The sequence below is a fragment of the Streptococcus oralis subsp. dentisani genome (genome assembly GCF_002096335.1).
GTDB classification, from domain to species: Bacteria; Bacillota; Bacilli; order Lactobacillales; family Streptococcaceae; genus Streptococcus; species Streptococcus oralis_Z.
Genome location: NZ_NCUW01000030.1, coordinates 462851 through 479697, shown reverse-complemented (window position 1 = coordinate 479697; position 16847 = coordinate 462851). Strand labels below are relative to the sequence as shown.

Below are 16847 nucleotides of genomic sequence, written 5' to 3'. Positions count from 1 at the left end.
GGATGTCTATTACAACATTACTCACCCTCTTGGTCTCTTCTATGCTGATTTACTCAGCACCACTTATTTTTACGAGTATCGGAGGAGTCTTCTCTGAACGTGGTGGTGTCGTTAACGTCGGTCTTGAAGGAATTATGGTTATGGGAGCCTTTTCTGGGGTTGTCTTTAACCTTGAGTTTGCAGAACAACTTGGAACAGCGACTCCTTGGATTTCCTTGTTAGTTGCTGGTATTGTGGGAGCTATTTTCTCTCTCATCCATGCAGTCGCTACAGTTCATTTCCGTGCGGACCATGTTGTCAGTGGTACAGTATTGAACTTGATGGCTCCTGCCCTAGCAGTTTTCTTGGTTAAAGTTCTTTATAACAAAGGACAAACGGATAACTTAAGCCAGACTTTTGGACGTTTTGATTTCCCAGTTTTGGCTGATATCCCTGTGATTGGAGATATCTTCTTCAAGTCAACCAGTCTACTAGGTTATATCGCGATTGCCTTCTCTTTCCTTGCTTGGTTTATTCTCTTTAAGACACGTTTTGGTCTTCGTCTTCGCTCTGTTGGTGAACACCCTCAAGCAGCGGATACCTTGGGGATCAATGTCTACAAGATGCGATATCTTGGGGTTGTTATTTCAGGTTTCCTTGGTGGAATTGGGGGAGCGATTTATGCTCAATCCATTTCAGTTAACTTCTCAGTGACAACTATTGTCGGTCCTGGATTTATCGCCCTTGCTGCGATGATCTTTGGTAAATGGAACCCAATTGGTGCTATGCTTTCTAGTCTTTTCTTTGGACTTTCACAAAGTTTGGCAGTTATCGGTTCTCAATTACCTTTCCTACAAGGAGTGCCAGCGGTTTACCTTCAAATCGCGCCTTATGTCTTGACTATCCTTGTCTTGGCAGCCTTCTTTGGAAAAGCAGTTGCACCTAAGGCAGACGGTATCAACTACATCAAGTCAAAATAAGCATACAAAAAAACGTCAGTTTCAAACTGGCGTTTTATTTTTTTGGATTTTGATGGGTTAGGTTCAACCCCCAAGGGACAAGATTTTCAGTTTTATTTTTGATACGTGTGATATTATCCTTGTGACGAATGATAATCAAGCTAGCAAGTGCTAGGATAATCAAAATGAAGAGAGGGTCATAGCTGTTTAGGATAAAACCAAATAGTGGAAATAGGAGAACTCCGATAACGGCTGCGATAGAAGCGGTAACGCTAGACAGTGAAATCATACTGCCTAGATAGAGGCTTCCAAAGAATACGATTGCTAGATAGAGACAGAAAACAGGCGCAAATCCGAAAATCACTCCAGCACTGGTTGCAACAGCCTTGCCACCCTTAAATCCTGCAAAGATAGGGAAAGTATGTCCAATCACAGCCAAAAGTCCAAATACAAGAGGTGATATACCTTGAAGGTGGAAAAGAATAGGAAGGAGAGTGGCCAAGGTCCCTTTACAGAAGTCAATCACAAAAGTTGCCATCCCTGCTTTCTTACCCAAAATACGGAAAGTATTGGTCGTACCAGTATTTCCAGAACCATGTTCACGCAGATTTGTTTGAAAGAAGATTTGTCCAATCCAGAGACCAGACGGAATCGAACCTAGCAAATAAGCTAAAATTAATAATACAAATGTCATCATAGACCTATTATACCATGAAATGGTATCGAAAGTCAGAGAATATCCTGTGAAATTGTGACAGCTGAAAGGGAAAAGCTTTGCAAAATTGCTAGAAAACCTGTAAAATAGAAAAGATGAACAAATAGGAGGTTCCTTGTGTCAAAAAAGGAAATCAATATTAATAACTACAATGATGACGCCATTCAGGTGCTAGAAGGGTTGGATGCGGTCCGTAAACGTCCGGGGATGTATATTGGATCGACTGACGGTGCTGGCCTCCATCACCTAGTCTGGGAAATTGTGGATAATGCAGTCGATGAAGCCTTGTCTGGATTTGGTGACCGCATTGATGTGACCATCAATAAAGACGGAAGTTTAACCGTACAAGACCATGGTCGAGGGATGCCGACTGGGATGCACGCCATGGGAATTCCAACTGTTGAGGTTATCTTTACCATTCTCCACGCTGGAGGAAAATTCGGTCAGGGTGGCTACAAAACATCTGGTGGTCTTCACGGAGTCGGTTCTTCGGTTGTTAATGCACTCTCAAGTTGGTTGGAAGTTGAAATTACCCGTGACGGTACAGTCTACAAGCAACGTTTTGAAAATGGCGGGAAACCCGTCACAACCTTGAAGAAAATTGGTACAGCACCCAAGTCTAAGACAGGTACCAAAGTCACTTTCATGCCTGACGCGACGATTTTTTCTACGACTGACTTCAAGTACAATACCATTTCAGAACGTCTCAATGAGTCAGCCTTTCTCTTAAAAAATGTTACCTTGTCTTTGACAGATAAGCGAACAGATGAAGCAATCGAATTCCATTATGAGAACGGGGTACAAGACTTTGTTTCTTACCTCAATGAAGACAAGGAAACCTTGACGCCAGTCCTATATTTTGAAGGCGAAGACAATGGTTTCCAAGTGGAAGTTGCCCTCCAGTACAATGATGGATTTTCAGATAACATTCTATCCTTTGTCAATAACGTTCGTACTAAAGATGGTGGAACGCATGAGACAGGACTTAAGTCTGCCATTACTAAGGTCATGAATGACTACGCTCGTAAGACAGGGCTTCTCAAGGAAAAAGATAAAAACCTTGAAGGGTCAGATTACCGTGAAGGTTTAGCAGCCGTTCTATCTATTCTGGTTCCGGAAGAACACCTCCAGTTTGAGGGTCAGACAAAGGACAAACTTGGAAGTCCTCTGGCTCGTCCAGTTGTGGATGGGATTGTGGCTGATAAGTTGACCTTCTTCCTTATGGAAAATGGGGAACTGGCTTCCAATCTCATTCGCAAGGCTATCAAGGCGCGTGATGCTCGTGAGGCAGCTCGCAAAGCGCGTGATGAGAGCCGAAATGGTAAGAAAAATAAAAAAGACAAGGGCTTGCTTTCTGGTAAATTGACTCCAGCCCAGTCTAAAAACCCTGCAAAGAATGAACTCTACCTAGTTGAGGGGGACTCTGCCGGCGGTTCTGCCAAGCAAGGTCGTGATCGTAAGTTCCAGGCTATCTTACCCCTTCGAGGTAAGGTTATCAATACAGCCAAGGCTAAGATGGCGGATATCCTCAAAAATGAAGAAATCAATACCATGATTTATACCATCGGTGCGGGTGTGGGAGCAGATTTTTCTATTGAAGATGCCAACTATGACAAGATCATTATCATGACCGATGCGGATACAGATGGTGCCCACATTCAGACCTTGCTCTTAACCTTTTTCTACCGCTATATGCGTCCACTAGTCGAGGCAGGACATGTCTATATCGCCCTTCCGCCTCTTTACAAGATGTCCAAAGGCAAAGGCAAGAAAGAAGAAGTAGCTTATGCTTGGACGGACGGAGAGCTAGAAGAACTCCGCAAGCAGTTTGGTAAAGGCGCTACCCTTCAACGCTACAAAGGTCTAGGAGAGATGAATGCGGACCAACTCTGGGAAACAACCATGAATCCAGAAACCCGCACTCTTATCCGTGTCACGATTGAAGACCTAGCACGCGCAGAACGTCGCGTTAATGTCCTCATGGGAGATAAGGTCGAACCACGACGTAAATGGATTGAGGATAATGTCAAGTTTACGCTGGAAGAGAGTGGGGAGATGGTGTTTTGAGAAATTGAAGGTATAGGTTATAGGAGTTTTTAGAATGGGAAAAAATAAAAACAAGAAGCAAAAAGGTGTAGGAAGAATTATCAAGCTATTTAGAAATTACGGATATATTTCTACGGATAGTTTTGGTCAAGAAGGTGAGGAACTTCCATTTCAGTTTACTCCTGAGATGATAAAAGAAATAGATGGTATTGAGTACATTGAATATAGCAAAGAGGTAGAGTTTAATATAAAAAAAGGAGTGAATCTTAGAGATAAGAAAATTAGAGAAGCTGGTGACTTAAAGTTTGATTCTCGAAATTTAATTCAGGAAAAGCGTGTGGAATCAAAGTCCTATTTGGAACAAGTAAAAGAAAAATTTGATTTGTTTAATATTCAACTACCAACCAAAAATCAAATGGAAAACGAAATCAGAGAGCTTGATTTGGCGGTTGATCAGTTTACTGCTTCTGTGTTAAAAAATTTTTATGATTCTGTTTTGGTAGATGATGAAGCTATTTTATATGAATATTTGAAAAAAATAGGATTCCAACCCTATATGTTAGATTATATTATTAATGGTCTTTTTATTGAAAAAACTTTGGGTAATTTAAAAAAAATTGATGTAAAACACATTGTTAAAATTGACGATATTGATAAAGTGTTCAGGGAAAAGATATTAAGATGGATATTAGGGATTGAAAATTCATACAAAAGTTTATTAAGTAGATTAGCTACTCAAAGAGAAGGTGGAGATGAAATTGCTGCTAGAGTTGTTAGGCATTGGAAAACTTCCACCGACGATGTTAAAGAAAGACAATATAAAAGAGCCCAAAACAGATATAAGTATCTAAGTTACTCAGATAAATTTGATTATATTAATTCCGATATAATCCCATTAGATGATTTAATGGATCAAATGGATTTGAGTACTTTAGAATCTTTGCTTTATAAGTTTGATGCTTTTTCAAAAGAAAGTATCTCTACAGGGGGGCGTTTATTAACTCCTTTTGTCAGAGATATTGTTTTACATAAAAAAGTACTTTCATATTTAAGGATTATAAGAAATGCAGCTGCACATGGAAGGTTTGTAATTCCAACTATAGTAAATCCTGATTATAATCCTAACTGGGATTTGGAGTTTGATAACCCTCTTGAAAGAACTGAAATTAAAGATTGGTTCATATTTAGTTATTTAAAAAAGGCACTAATGTCCCAAGGATTTGACGAGTCTATTTCAGTAGGGATTGCACAAACCATTTTTGGTAATCCCTACAGAAGAGCTTGGTTTGAACTTAATTTTATTTATCATCGATTCATTAGTCTTTTTGATGAGAAAATGTATAATGATTTCAAAAACGAATCGAATTATTTCTTAGATTATGACAGTGATTATGATAGAAATGAACAAGAAAAAAATGTCAATCCCATTTTAAAAGATATTGGAGACTTAACAATGTTTGAGTCAGATTCACTTCTTCAGTATTTTCCTCCAGCGTATAAAACAATAGCAAATGAAGCATCACTTGCAGAGAAAACGGCAAGCCTCCATTTTTATGAAACAGGAATACATCTACAGAAGTATTTTTGATTTTTACTATTTTGAAACAATATCCCACACGAATAATCACCTTTCCCAGTTTTAAAACAAGAAATCCCACTTGTAGAATATCTTGTCTAGTGGGAAATAACCTAAAACACACATATGTGTTTTGAGTTATTGGAGTAAAATACGAATATTTAGATATGTTCTGAATTGTTTTAGAGCAAAAACTTAAAAACACATTATTGAAAGAGGAGTTTTATGAAAAAAGAATATGGTATCACAAGTTTAACTGTACGCAATTTAGAAAACAACGAATTCTTCCAACTTCTATCTGAGAGCAAGGACGAGTTTGGAATTTTTACAAAAGCCAATAAGTCTGAGCAGGTTTACGCAACGAAGCTTGAGGATATGGAGAAACTTCTTGAGACTTTGCAAGCTGGTTTGCACCGTTCCAAGGCCAGTCAAACGGTGGCTAGTTTGGAAGCGTCTGATCGTGAGCGTGATGATGCGCTTTCTACCTTGACTGGTTTGGTCAAGGCCTTTTCTCGTGTGAAAGAGGCAAGTAGCAAGGAAGCTTACGACAAACTCAGCAAACTTTTCAAAAATTATGCTGGGCTAACGAGTATGAGCTACGAAAAAGAGACAGAAGCTATTAACCATTTGCTCAAGGAGCTAAAAGATACTGACTACCAAACTGCTCTTTCAACCCTGCATTTGACAACTCATGTAGAAACCTTGACAAAGGCACAGGCTCAGTTTGAAAAAGCCTATAAGGAGCGCTTGGCTGAGCAAAAAGGCAAGGCACCTAGTCAAAACAAGGAAGTCCGTGCGAAACTACAAGAAATCTATGACTTCCTTGTGGATTTTACTGCAATCAACGCCTATGCTTATCCAGATAAAAAGCAGTATGCCGATCTCCGTGACCATCTCAACACTATCCGTAGTCGCTATAAAAAATTAACACCAAAGAAAAGCAAGCAAGAAGTAGATAACTAATACCCGATAAAACGAGAAGGAATTGATATGAGAACAGAGACAGAAATGCTCGATGTGATTTCACAGACTGCCGAAACTTTACAAGTCGAGGCTGTCGCTATGTCTGGTTCACGGACTGATACAAAAGCGCCAAAAGATGAGTTTCAAGACTATGATGTTGTTTATATCGTGGACGATTTAGATAATCTGACGAGTGACCTTTCTTGGTTGGATCCCTTTGGCAAACGTATCATTGAGCAACATAATGTACTAGGTCACCGTCGACTTTATCTTATGCTCTTTGAAGATGGCAATCGGATAGATTTGACTCTCTGCCCCAAAGACCACATTCAAGAGTGGGTGGATAGTGAGGCAGGATTCACTGTTTTAGAAGATCCAGAACATTTATTTGAACCTTATTCTCAAAATCTAGAGCGTTATTGGACAACCCCAGCTAGTCAGACAGATTTTGAAAAAGCCTGCAACGAATTTTGGTGGGTGTCAGCCTACGTGGTTAAAGGGATTTGTCGGAATCAGCTCATCTACGCGACTGACCATCTCTACGGTATTTGTCAACAAGAACTCCTGAAAGTCTTATCTTGGCAGGTCGCAAGTGATAAGGGGACTGTTGACGTCGGAAAGAACTACAAGTACCTCTTTAACTATTTGCCTGCTGAGAAAGAGAAGGGATTCTCAGCTCTCCTTGATTTTTCAAGTAAAGAGAAAATCACTCAGTCTTTGTTTGCTACGATGCAACTTTTCCACCAAGAGGCTCAATCCCTTGCTCACAAGATGGGTTTTGACTATAAGAAGGACGTGGCTGAGAAGATGATTGAGTATGCTGAGGAAAGAGTGAAGAAGTTTGGGAATAACTAGAAAAATGAAAAAGCGAGAGGAGAAGACTCATGATTGAAAAAGTGGAACGCCTCATTACAGAGATTAATCGTATTCATCTAGAATATTCTAAAGATTATTTTGAAACAGGTAAAGTGGAGAAAATCAATCTCAAGCATACCTTTTCAAAAGTCCCGACTAAAGCGATTTTGGCCTACCGTCTGAATTTACATGAGTCAATTAATGACTATCTGATGAAAGCGGATGTCCAAGATATTGCCTATGTTTATCGTGTCAAAACTTCTGAGTCTATTTTAGATAAAATTACACGTTTTTCCGAGCGTCAAGAGGGCTATCCTGTGAATTCCATTCTTAATGATATTTTTGGTGCTCGTATGATTTTAAGTTCTAAAGAGATAGCTCAAGTCATGGATAAATTAGATGATTGGCAAGAGATGTACGGACTAAAAAATTGGTATTTACGTGATAAAGATGGCTATGTCGGTATTCATATCTATTTTAAAAATAAAAGTAATTTTTACTACCCATGGGAACTCCAACTTTGGGATAAGAAAGATGTAGATAGCAATATCGCCAGTCATATCAAGTATAAACGAGGGTTTGTGGAGTAGATATTTCAAGTGGAAATGATGATACAGGAATTGGGTGAAACTCACTTACCATATATTTTTTCCCTTTTCCATAAAACCTATTCTATATTCTTTGAAAGGAGTTGAACACGCCCTAAATACTGTGTGAAAAAGATAAATTCTCTTGTGAGCATCGCTCACTGCAAGAGTTTCCTATTTTCACTTTGCATTTTACGGGCTTAGTATCCTATGTCTAACATTCAAAACATGTCCCTTGAGGATATCATGGGAGAGCGCTTTGGTCGCTACTCCAAGTACATCATTCAAGACCGGGCTTTGCCAGATATTCGTGATGGATTGAAGCCGGTTCAGCGTCGCATTCTTTATTCGATGAATAAGGATGGCAATACTTTTGACAAGAGCTACCGTAAGTCTGCCAAGTCTGTCGGTAACATCATGGGGAATTTCCACCCACACGGTGACAGTTCTATCTATGATGCCATGGTCCGTATGTCACAGGACTGGAAGAACCGTGAGATTCTAGTTGAAATGCATGGTAATAACGGTTCTATGGACGGAGATCCGCCTGCGGCAATGCGTTATACCGAGGCGCGTTTGTCTGAGATTGCTGGTTACCTTCTTCAAGATATCGAGAAAAAGACAGTTCCCTTTGCTTGGAACTTTGACGATACCGAGAAAGAACCAACTGTTCTGCCAGCAGCCTTCCCCAACCTTTTGGTCAATGGTTCGACTGGGATTTCAGCTGGATATGCCACAGATATTCCACCACATAATTTGGCCGAAGTTATCGATGCTACAGTTTACATGATTGACCACCCAACTGCCAAGGTGGATAAACTCATGGAATTCTTGCCTGGACCAGACTTCCCAACAGGGGGGATTATTCAGGGTCGTGATGAAATCAAGAAAGCCTATGAAACTGGGAAAGGGCGCGTGGTCGTTCGTTCTAAGACCGAAATTGAAAAGTTAAAAGGTGGTAAGGAACAAATCATTATCACTGAGATTCCTTATGAAATCAATAAAGCCAATCTGGTTAAGAAAATCGATGATGTTCGTGTCAATAACAAGGTAGCAGGGATTGCGGAGGTTCGTGATGAGTCTGACCGTGACGGTCTTCGTATCGCTATTGAGCTCAAAAAAGACGCCAATACCGAGCTCGTTCTGAACTATCTCTTCAAATACACTGACCTGCAAATCAACTACAACTTCAACATGGTGGCGATTGATAATTTCACGCCTCGTCAGGTCGGAATTGTGCCAATCTTGTCTAGCTATATTGCCCACCGTCGTGAAGTGATTTTGGCGCGTTCACGCTTTGACAAGGAAAAGGCTGAGAAACGTCTCCATATCGTCGAAGGTTTGATTCGCGTGATTTCGATTTTGGACGAAGTCATTGCCCTTATCCGTGCTTCTGAGAATAAGGCGGACGCCAAGGAAAATCTCAAGGTCAGCTATGAATTCACAGAGGAGCAGGCTGAGGCTATCGTTACCTTGCAACTGTATCGTTTGACCAATACCGATGTGGTTGTCTTGCAGGAAGAAGAAGCAGAACTTCGTGAGAAGATTGCCATGCTGGTAGCCATCATCGGTGATGAACGAACCATGTACAATCTCATGAAGAAAGAGTTTCGTGAGGTCAAGAAGAAATTTGCGACACCTCGTTTGAGTAGCTTAGAAGATACTGCGAAAGCAATCGAGATTGATACAGCTAGTCTGATCGCTGAGGAAGATACCTATGTCAGCGTGACCAAGGCAGGTTACATCAAACGTACCAGTCCACGTTCCTTTGCAGCTTCCACTCTGGAAGAAATTGGCAAACGTGATGATGATCGTTTGATCTTTGTTCAAGCTTCTAAGACAACCCAGCATCTTTTGATGTTCACGACTCTTGGGAATGTCATTTATCGACCAATCCACGAATTGGCAGATATTCGTTGGAAGGATATCGGAGAGCATCTGAGCCAGACTATTACAAACTTCGAAACTAACGAAGAAATCCTTTATGCAGAAGTCGTGGATCAGTTTGAGGATGCCACAACCTACTTTGCTGCAACTCGTCTTGGTCAAATCAAACGCGTAGAACGCAAAGAATTCACTCCATGGCGAACCTATAAGTCGAAGTCTGTCAAGTATGCTAAGCTCAAAGACGAGACAGACCAGATTGTAGCAGTGGCTCCGATTAGACTGGATGATGTTCTCTTGATTAGCCAAAACGGTTATGCCCTTCGTTTCAATATCGAAGAGGTTCCAGTTGTTGGTGCCAAGGCTGCGGGCGTCAAGGCTATGAACCTGAAAGCAGATGATGCGCTTCAGGCTGCCTTTATCTGTAACACCTCATCCTTCTACCTCCTAACCCAACGTGGAAGCTTGAAACGCGTTTCCATTGAGGAAATTCCAGCGACCAGCCGTGCCAAACGAGGCCTACAAGTTTTGCGTGAGTTGAAAAACAAACCGCACCGTGTCTTCTTGGCTGGAGCAGTTGTAGAGCAAGGCTTCATCGGTGATCTCTTTAGTACAGAAGTGGAAGAAAACGACCAAATTTTGCTTGTCCAATCTAACAAGGGAACAATCTATGAAAGCCGATTGCAAGATTTGAACTTGTCAGAACGTACTAGCAACGGAAGCTTTATCTCAGACACCATTTCAGATGAAGAAGTTTTTGATGCTTACCTCAAAGAAGTCTTTAAAGAGGATAAAGCAAATCCTTAAAAAGAATCAGTCCAAGGGGCTGATTTCTTTATGTTGAAAAAATTTTCAGAAAATTACAAATAATACTTGAAATTTTACTAGAAAAGTGTAGAATAGAACACATAGTTTGAATAGTATAAAGGAGAAACACATGACAGTTGCAATTGATTGGGAAAATCTTGGATTTTCTTATATGAAATTACCTTATCGCTATATCGCTCATTATAAAAATGGTCAATGGAATCAAGGAGAGTTGACAGAGGATGCGACCTTGCATATTTCAGAGTCTTCTCCAAGTCTCCACTATGGACAGCAAGCGTTTGAGGGCTTGAAAGCCTATCGTACTAAGGATGACAGTATCCAACTCTTTCGTCCAGATGAAAATGCCAAGCGTCTGCAACGTACTTGCGACCGTCTCTTGATGCCTCAAGTTTCGACAGAAATGTTTGTGGAAGCTTGTAAAGCGGTTGTTCGTGCCAATGAAGATTATGTACCACCATACGGAACGGGTGGAACCCTCTATCTCCGTCCGCTTCTAATTGGTGTTGGAGATATTATCGGGGTAAAACCAGCAGAAGAATATATTTTCACCATCTTTGCTATGCCAGTTGGTAACTACTTTAAAGGTGGATTGGTTCCAACTAATTTCTTGATTCAGGATGAATACGACCGTGCAGCGCCAAATGGTACAGGAGCCGCCAAGGTAGGCGGTAACTATGCTGCCAGTCTTCTACCAGGTAAAATGGCAAAATCACGTAATTTTTCAGATGTTATCTACCTAGATCCAGCTACCCACACCAAGATTGAGGAAGTCGGATCAGCCAACTTCTTTGGAATTACAGCAGCCAACGAATTCGTTACGCCATTAAGCCCATCAATCTTGCCATCTATTACCAAGTACTCTTTGCTCTACTTGGCAGAACATCGCTTGGGCTTGACACCGATCGAAGGTGATGTTCCGATTGACAATTTGGATCGTTTTGTAGAGGCAGGTGCTTGTGGAACAGCAGCAGTTATCTCACCAATAGGGGGAATCCAACACGGTGACGATTTCCATGTTTTCTATAGTGAAACAGAAGTAGGTCCTGTGACACGTAAACTCTATGATGAATTGACTGGTATCCAATTTGGTGATGTGGAAGCACCTGAAGGATGGATTGTCAAAGTGGACTAAACGACATCAAGTAAAGAGAAACTCCATAGCAGTTATAATGGCTGAAATGGAGTTTTTTCTTGCTAGTTTGAGCATTTTCTTGTACAATAGAAAAAGTGAAAAGAGGTAAAGTATGAGTAAAAAAGATAAGAAAATTGAAATTCAATTAACAGATGCAAAAGTGACTGTTGGAAAAGACAGTTATGAAGGTTACGTTTTGACGATCGGGAAAAAGGTCATTGGTGAAATTGCCGAATTAGATAGCCAATTTGCCATCATAAAGAATGGAAATGTCGATAGTTTTTATAAAAAACTTGAAAAAGCTGTGGAAATTTTGATTGAAAACTATAATTTGACAAAATAATACTTGTTTTATTGAAAATTTCATGATATAATAGTTCTCGTTAAATATTGGAGAGATAGCGAAGAGGCTAAACGCGGCGGACTGTAAATCCGCTCCTTCGGGTTCGGGGGTTCGAATCCCTCTCTCTCCATTTGTCAATGGGGTATAGCCAAGCGGTAAGGCAAGGGACTTTGACTCCCTCATGCGTTGGTTCGAATCCAGCTACCCCAGTTCTTAGGTAATAAATTCAAGATAAAAAGAAAATATCTTAGGGTATTTTATTTTTATAATTGAAAGACGTGAACGATATGAACATGTCCTTGCGGGTGCTTAGGAAAAAAATTATAAGTATGTCAAGTTTAGAAAAAAGCTTGATTGTTGGAGGATTTTTTAGATGAACGAATTTGAAGATTTGCTAAATAGCGTTAGCCAAGTTGAGCCTGGTGATGTTGTTAGTGCTGAAGTATTGACAGTTGATGCGACTCAAGCTAACGTTGCAATCTCTGGGACTGGTGTTGAAGGTGTCTTGACTCTTCGCGAATTGACTAACGATCGCGATGCAGATATCAATGACTTTGTGAAAGTAGGAGAAGTATTGGATGTTCTTGTACTTCGTCAAGTAGTTGGTAAAGATACTGATACAGTTACATACCTTGTATCTAAAAAACGCCTTGAAGCTCGCAAAGCATGGGACAAACTTGTAGGACGCGAAGAAGAAGTTGTTACTGTTAAAGGAACTCGTGCCGTTAAAGGTGGACTTTCAGTAGAATTTGAAGGCGTACGTGGATTTATCCCTGCTTCTATGTTGGATACTCGTTTCGTACGTAACACTGAGCGTTTCGTAGGTCAAGAATTTGATGCTAAAATCAAAGAAGTTGATCCTAAAGAAAACCGCTTTATCCTTTCACGTCGTGAAGTTGTTGAAGCAGCCACTGCAGCAGCTCGTGCTGAAGTATTTGGTAAATTGGCTGTTGGTGATGTAGTAACTGGTAAAGTTGCTCGTATCACAAGCTTCGGTGCTTTCATCGACCTTGGTGGTGTTGATGGATTGGTTCACTTGACTGAATTATCACATGAACGTAACGTTTCACCTAAATCAGTTGTAACTGTTGGTGAAGAAATCGAAGTGAAGATTCTTGATCTTAACGAAGAAGAAGGACGTGTATCACTTTCACTTAAAGCAACTACACCTGGACCATGGGATGGCGTTGAGCAAAAATTAGCTAAAGGTGATGTAGTGGAAGGAACAGTTAAACGTTTGACTGATTTCGGTGCATTTGTTGAGGTATTGCCAGGTATCGATGGACTTGTTCACGTATCACAAATTTCACACAAACGTATCGAAAATCCAAAAGAAGCTCTTACTGTTGGTCAAGAAGTTACTGTTAAAGTCCTTGATGTTAACGCTGACGCAGAACGTGTTTCACTTTCTATCAAAGCTCTTGAAGAACGTCCAGCTCAAGAAGAAGGACAAAAAGAAGAGAAACGTGTTGCTCGTCCACGTCGTCCAAAACGTCAAGAAAAACGTGATTTCGAACTTCCAGAAACACAGACAGGATTCTCAATGGCTGACTTGTTCGGTGACATCGAACTTTAATTAAATTGATAATCACAAAATCCTTTGTTTAAAACAAGGGATTTTTCTTTTGTCTCTTTCTCATTTTTGATATAATAGTTCTATGTTAGATTCAGAAAAACAATCACAGTATCAATTGTTAAATGAGGAACTCTCTTATTTACTTGAAGGTGAGAACAATGTTCTTGCCAATCTTTCGAATGCTAGTGCCCTCCTAAAATCTCGCTTTCCCAATACTGTATTTGCAGGGTTTTATCTGTTTGATGGTAGCGAGTTGGTTTTAGGGCCTTTTCAGGGTGGTGTTTCTTGTATTCGCATTCCGCTTGGAAAAGGCGTGTGTGGAGAAGCTGCTGAGTTTCAAGAGACTGTTTTAGTTGGCGATGTGAGCACCTATCCAAACTACATTTCTTGTGATAGTATGGCCAAGAGTGAAATCGTGGTTCCCATGCTCAAGAATGGTCAATTGCTGGGTGTCTTAGACCTGGATTCTTCACTTATTGATGATTACAATGCTGTTGACCGTGATTACTTGGAACAATTTGTCGCTATTTTGCTTGAGAAGACAGAATGGAACTTTACGATGTTTGAGGAGAAAGCCTAATGTATCAAGCACTTTATCGAAAATATAGAAGCCAAACTTTTTCACAATTGGTCGGGCAAGAGGTTGTGGCTAAAACCCTAAAACAAGCGGTCGAGCAGGAAAAGATTAGTCATGCCTATCTTTTCTCGGGCCCTCGTGGAACAGGGAAGACCAGTGTAGCTAAGATATTTGCTAAAGCCATGAACTGTCCGAACCAAGTGAACGGAGAACCGTGTAATAACTGCTATATCTGTCAGGCTGTGACAGAAGGTAGCCTAGAAGATGTTATTGAAATGGATGCAGCTTCAAATAATGGAGTTGATGAAATTCGTGAAATTCGTGATAAATCTACCTATGCACCTAGTTTGGCACGTTATAAGGTCTACATTATCGACGAGGTTCATATGCTGTCTACAGGAGCCTTTAATGCGCTTTTGAAGACCCTAGAAGAACCAACTCAAAATGTCGTCTTTATCTTGGCGACCACCGAATTGCACAAGATTCCAGCAACTATTTTATCGCGTGTCCAACGTTTTGAGTTTAAATCGATTCGAACTCAAGATATCACGGCACATATTCATCATATTTTAGAAAAAGAAAATATCAGTTCTGAACCAGATGCTGTGGAAATCATTGCCAGACGGGCTGAAGGTGGAATGCGGGATGCCTTGTCTATTCTGGACCAAGCCTTGAGTTTAACACAGGGAAATGAGCTCACGACAGCTATCTCTGAGGAGATTACAGGCACCATTAGTCTATCAGCACTTGATGACTATGTAGCCGCCTTGTCTCAGCAGGATGTTTCAAAAGCGCTTGATTCTTTGAATCTTTTGTTTGAAAATGGCAAGAGCATGACTCGTTTTGTGACGGATCTCTTGCAGTATTTGCGTGATCTACTAGTTGTTCAGACAGGTGGCGAAAATACTCATCATAGTCCAGTTTTTATGGACAATCTAGCTCTTTCCCAAGAAAGTCTCTTTGAAATGATTCGAATAGCGACTGTGAGCTTGGCAGATATGAAAGCTAGCCTGCAACCTAAGATTTATGCTGAGATGATGACCATTCGTTTAGCTGAGGTTAAGCCTGAACCAGTGCTTTCAGAAGCTGTTGAAAGTGAGATTTCTGCACTAAGACAGGAAGTCGCTCGCCTCAAACAAGAACTTGCCAATGTTGGTACAGCTTCTAAACAAGTGGCGCCAGTTCCTAGTCGTCCAGCCACTTCCAAGACAGTCTATCGAGTGGATCGCAACAAAGTTCAGGCTATCCTACAAGAAGCTGTTGAAAATCCTGATTTGGCACGGCAAAACTTGATTCGCCTCCAGAACGCATGGGGAGAAGTGATTGAAAGTTTAGCTGGACCTGATAAGGCTCTTCTCGTTGGTTCTCAACCAGTTGCAGCCAACGAACACCATGCTATTTTAGCCTTTGAGTCTAATTTCAATGCTGGGCAAACCATGAAAAGAGATAATCTTAATACCATGTTTGGCAATATTCTCAGCCAAGCAGCTGGATTTTCCCCTGAGATTCTGGCTATTTCCCTAGAGGAATGGAAAGAGGTTCGAGCAGCCTTTTCCGCTAAAAACAAGTCTTCTCAAGCAGATCAAGAGATAGAAGAAGAGAGTCTGATTCCGGAAGGATTTGAATTTTTGGCTGATAAAGTCATGGTCGAAGAAGACTAAAAGTGGATTTCATGGTACAATAATCCTATGACTAGACAACAATTTATCGTGATAGCACTATTTACTGCTGCTGAGACTTATTTTTTCAATGAAGCATGGATGACGGGTCGCTATTTCATGGCAGCCTTTTGGGCCATTCTACTTTTTCGAAATTTTAGGTTAAGTTATGTAATGGGGAAAATAGTAGATGCCATTGATCAGCACCTAAACCGTAAGGATTAGTCACTAGCTTCTAAACAAAATCAAAGCCTTTTGGGCTTTTTTTTGTTATACTAGTAGAGTATATTTATGGACCTTTTCTTGTATTTTTTGAGAAATGTAAGTGATTTCTTTAAGGATAAAGGAAGTAGGCCAGAAAAAGAAAGGAATTATCATGTCAGTATTAGAGATCAAAGATCTTCACGTTGAGATTGAAGGAAAAGAAATTTTGAAGGGAGTCAATCTGACTCTGAAAACAGGAGAAATCGCAGCTATCATGGGACCAAATGGTACTGGTAAATCGACTCTTTCTGCCGCTATCATGGGAAACCCTAACTATGAGGTAACCAAAGGTGAAGTCTTGTTTGATGGCGTAAACATCCTTGAGTTGGAAGTGGACGAGCGCGCGCGTATGGGACTTTTCCTTGCTATGCAATACCCATCAGAAATTCCTGGAATTACCAACGCTGAGTTTCTTCGTGCAGCCATGAATGCTGGCAAAGAAGATGATGAAAAGATTTCAGTTCGTGAATTTATCACTAAACTAGACGAGAAAATGGAATTGCTCAACATGAAAGAAGAAATGGCTGAGCGCTACCTCAACGAAGGTTTCTCTGGTGGTGAGAAAAAACGTAATGAAATTCTTCAACTTTTGATGTTGGAACCAACATTTGCCCTTTTAGATGAGATTGACTCAGGTCTTGATATTGACGCTCTTAAAGTTGTATCGAAAGGTGTCAATGCTATGCGTGGTGAAGGTTTTGGTGCTATGATTATCACTCACTACCAACGTCTTTTGAACTACATCACACCTGATGTGGTACATGTGATGATGGAAGGTCGTGTTGTCCTTTCTGGTGGTCCAGAATTGGCAGCGCGTTTGGAACGTGAAGGATACGCAAAACTAGCTGAAGAACTCGGCTATGACTACAAGGAAGAATTGTAATTCCCTCGTATCTTTTAGGAGA

15 protein-coding genes and 2 tRNA genes are annotated in these 16847 nt (G+C 40.6%); 16 read left to right on the top strand and 1 reads right to left on the bottom strand.

Translation table 11 applies throughout. From position 1 onward, the window contains the following. The first annotated feature begins 2 nt into the window (after positions 1-2). The gene (locus B7709_RS08790; protein ID WP_000029140.1) at positions 3-959 is read left to right on the top strand and encodes an ABC transporter permease; all 957 of its coding nucleotides are present in this window, start codon (positions 3-5) and stop codon (positions 957-959) included. A gap of 34 nt (positions 960-993) precedes the next feature. Here the strand turns inward: B7709_RS08790 and plsY are convergent, their stop codons facing one another. Further along, positions 994-1635 carry a glycerol-3-phosphate 1-O-acyltransferase PlsY gene (gene plsY / locus B7709_RS08785; RefSeq protein ID WP_049500527.1) on the bottom strand — a complete coding sequence of 214 codons (642 nt, stop codon included), beginning with the start codon at positions 1633-1635 and terminating at the stop codon, positions 994-996. 135 nt (positions 1636-1770) lie between these two features. Here plsY and parE point away from each other — a divergent pair, with 135 nt between their 5' ends. The 15 genes from parE to sufC all read left to right on the top strand — a co-directional run bounded on the left by parE (position 1771) and on the right by sufC (position 16825). After that, complete coding sequence (gene parE, locus B7709_RS08780) at positions 1771-3720, top strand: DNA topoisomerase IV subunit B (RefSeq protein ID WP_000037296.1); 1950 nt, start codon at positions 1771-1773, stop codon at positions 3718-3720. Positions 3721-3754: 34 nt separating this feature from the next. Continuing rightward, on the top strand, positions 3755-5287 hold the full coding sequence (locus B7709_RS08775) for an Abi family protein (RefSeq protein ID WP_164497058.1): 1533 nt from the start codon (positions 3755-3757) through the stop codon (positions 5285-5287). A 213-nt stretch (positions 5288-5500) separates the two neighbouring features. After that, a complete protein-coding gene (locus B7709_RS10095) occupies positions 5501-6238 on the top strand; it encodes a DUF6261 family protein (protein WP_162279177.1) in 738 nt (245 codons plus the stop codon). A gap of 27 nt (positions 6239-6265) precedes the next feature. Next, a complete protein-coding gene (locus tag B7709_RS08760; protein WP_084972477.1) occupies positions 6266-7093 on the top strand; it encodes an aminoglycoside 6-adenylyltransferase in 828 nt (275 codons plus the stop codon). A 29-nt stretch (positions 7094-7122) separates the two neighbouring features. Further along, positions 7123-7683 carry a nucleotidyltransferase family protein gene (locus B7709_RS08755; protein ID WP_000570836.1) on the top strand — a complete coding sequence of 187 codons (561 nt, stop codon included), beginning with the start codon at positions 7123-7125 and terminating at the stop codon, positions 7681-7683. 207 nt (positions 7684-7890) lie between these two features. After that, on the top strand, positions 7891-10371 hold the full coding sequence (parC, locus tag B7709_RS08750) for a DNA topoisomerase IV subunit A (protein WP_084972476.1): 2481 nt from the start codon (positions 7891-7893) through the stop codon (positions 10369-10371). A 115-nt stretch (positions 10372-10486) separates the two neighbouring features. Further along, the gene (locus B7709_RS08745; RefSeq protein WP_317628034.1) at positions 10487-11524 is read left to right on the top strand and encodes a branched-chain amino acid aminotransferase; all 1038 of its coding nucleotides are present in this window, start codon (positions 10487-10489) and stop codon (positions 11522-11524) included. A gap of 112 nt (positions 11525-11636) precedes the next feature. After that, positions 11637-11867 (top strand): DUF2969 domain-containing protein, encoded by a 231-nt coding sequence (locus tag B7709_RS08740; RefSeq protein ID WP_000037107.1) that lies wholly within the window; start codon positions 11637-11639, stop codon positions 11865-11867. Between the two features lie 49 nt (positions 11868-11916). Beyond that, positions 11917-11997: transfer RNA gene (locus B7709_RS08735), tRNA-Tyr, on the top strand. 8 nt (positions 11998-12005) lie between these two features. Then, positions 12006-12077, top strand: a tRNA-Gln gene (locus B7709_RS08730). Between the two features lie 163 nt (positions 12078-12240). After that, positions 12241-13443, top strand: coding sequence for a 30S ribosomal protein S1 (gene rpsA / locus B7709_RS08725; RefSeq protein ID WP_084972474.1), 1203 nt, complete (start codon positions 12241-12243; stop codon positions 13441-13443). Positions 13444-13525: 82 nt separating this feature from the next. Continuing rightward, positions 13526-14023 carry a GAF domain-containing protein gene (locus tag B7709_RS08720; RefSeq protein WP_084972473.1) on the top strand — a complete coding sequence of 166 codons (498 nt, stop codon included), beginning with the start codon at positions 13526-13528 and terminating at the stop codon, positions 14021-14023. Then, entirely contained in the window at positions 14023-15681 is a 1659-nt protein-coding gene (gene dnaX, locus B7709_RS08715; protein WP_084972472.1) for a DNA polymerase III subunit gamma/tau, read from the top strand. The genes B7709_RS08720 and dnaX overlap by 1 nt, the downstream gene beginning before the upstream one ends. Before the next feature lie 27 nt (positions 15682-15708). After that, positions 15709-15903 carry a DUF3272 family protein gene (locus B7709_RS08710; protein ID WP_000198269.1) on the top strand — a complete coding sequence of 65 codons (195 nt, stop codon included), beginning with the start codon at positions 15709-15711 and terminating at the stop codon, positions 15901-15903. Between the two features lie 151 nt (positions 15904-16054). Then, positions 16055-16825 carry a Fe-S cluster assembly ATPase SufC gene (sufC, locus tag B7709_RS08705; protein ID WP_000114489.1) on the top strand — a complete coding sequence of 257 codons (771 nt, stop codon included), beginning with the start codon at positions 16055-16057 and terminating at the stop codon, positions 16823-16825. Positions 16826-16847: the final 22 nt, after the last annotated feature.

Coding starts and splice junctions, on each gene's coding strand:
- B7709_RS08790 (WP_000029140.1), top strand. CDS start 3: ATGTCTATTACAACATTACTCACCCTCTTGGTCTCTTCTATGCTGATT.
- plsY (WP_049500527.1), bottom strand. CDS start 1,635: ATGATGACATTTGTATTATTAATTTTAGCTTATTTGCTAGGTTCGATT.
- B7709_RS08775 (WP_164497058.1), top strand. CDS start 3,755: ATGGGAAAAAATAAAAACAAGAAGCAAAAAGGTGTAGGAAGAATTATC.
- B7709_RS10095 (WP_162279177.1), top strand. CDS start 5,501: ATGAAAAAAGAATATGGTATCACAAGTTTAACTGTACGCAATTTAGAA.
- B7709_RS08760 (WP_084972477.1), top strand. CDS start 6,266: ATGAGAACAGAGACAGAAATGCTCGATGTGATTTCACAGACTGCCGAA.
- B7709_RS08755 (WP_000570836.1), top strand. CDS start 7,123: ATGATTGAAAAAGTGGAACGCCTCATTACAGAGATTAATCGTATTCAT.
- parC (WP_084972476.1), top strand. CDS start 7,891: ATGTCTAACATTCAAAACATGTCCCTTGAGGATATCATGGGAGAGCGC.
- B7709_RS08740 (WP_000037107.1), top strand. CDS start 11,637: ATGAGTAAAAAAGATAAGAAAATTGAAATTCAATTAACAGATGCAAAA.
- rpsA (WP_084972474.1), top strand. CDS start 12,241: ATGAACGAATTTGAAGATTTGCTAAATAGCGTTAGCCAAGTTGAGCCT.
- B7709_RS08720 (WP_084972473.1), top strand. CDS start 13,526: ATGTTAGATTCAGAAAAACAATCACAGTATCAATTGTTAAATGAGGAA.
- dnaX (WP_084972472.1), top strand. CDS start 14,023: ATGTATCAAGCACTTTATCGAAAATATAGAAGCCAAACTTTTTCACAA.
- B7709_RS08710 (WP_000198269.1), top strand. CDS start 15,709: ATGACTAGACAACAATTTATCGTGATAGCACTATTTACTGCTGCTGAG.
- sufC (WP_000114489.1), top strand. CDS start 16,055: ATGTCAGTATTAGAGATCAAAGATCTTCACGTTGAGATTGAAGGAAAA.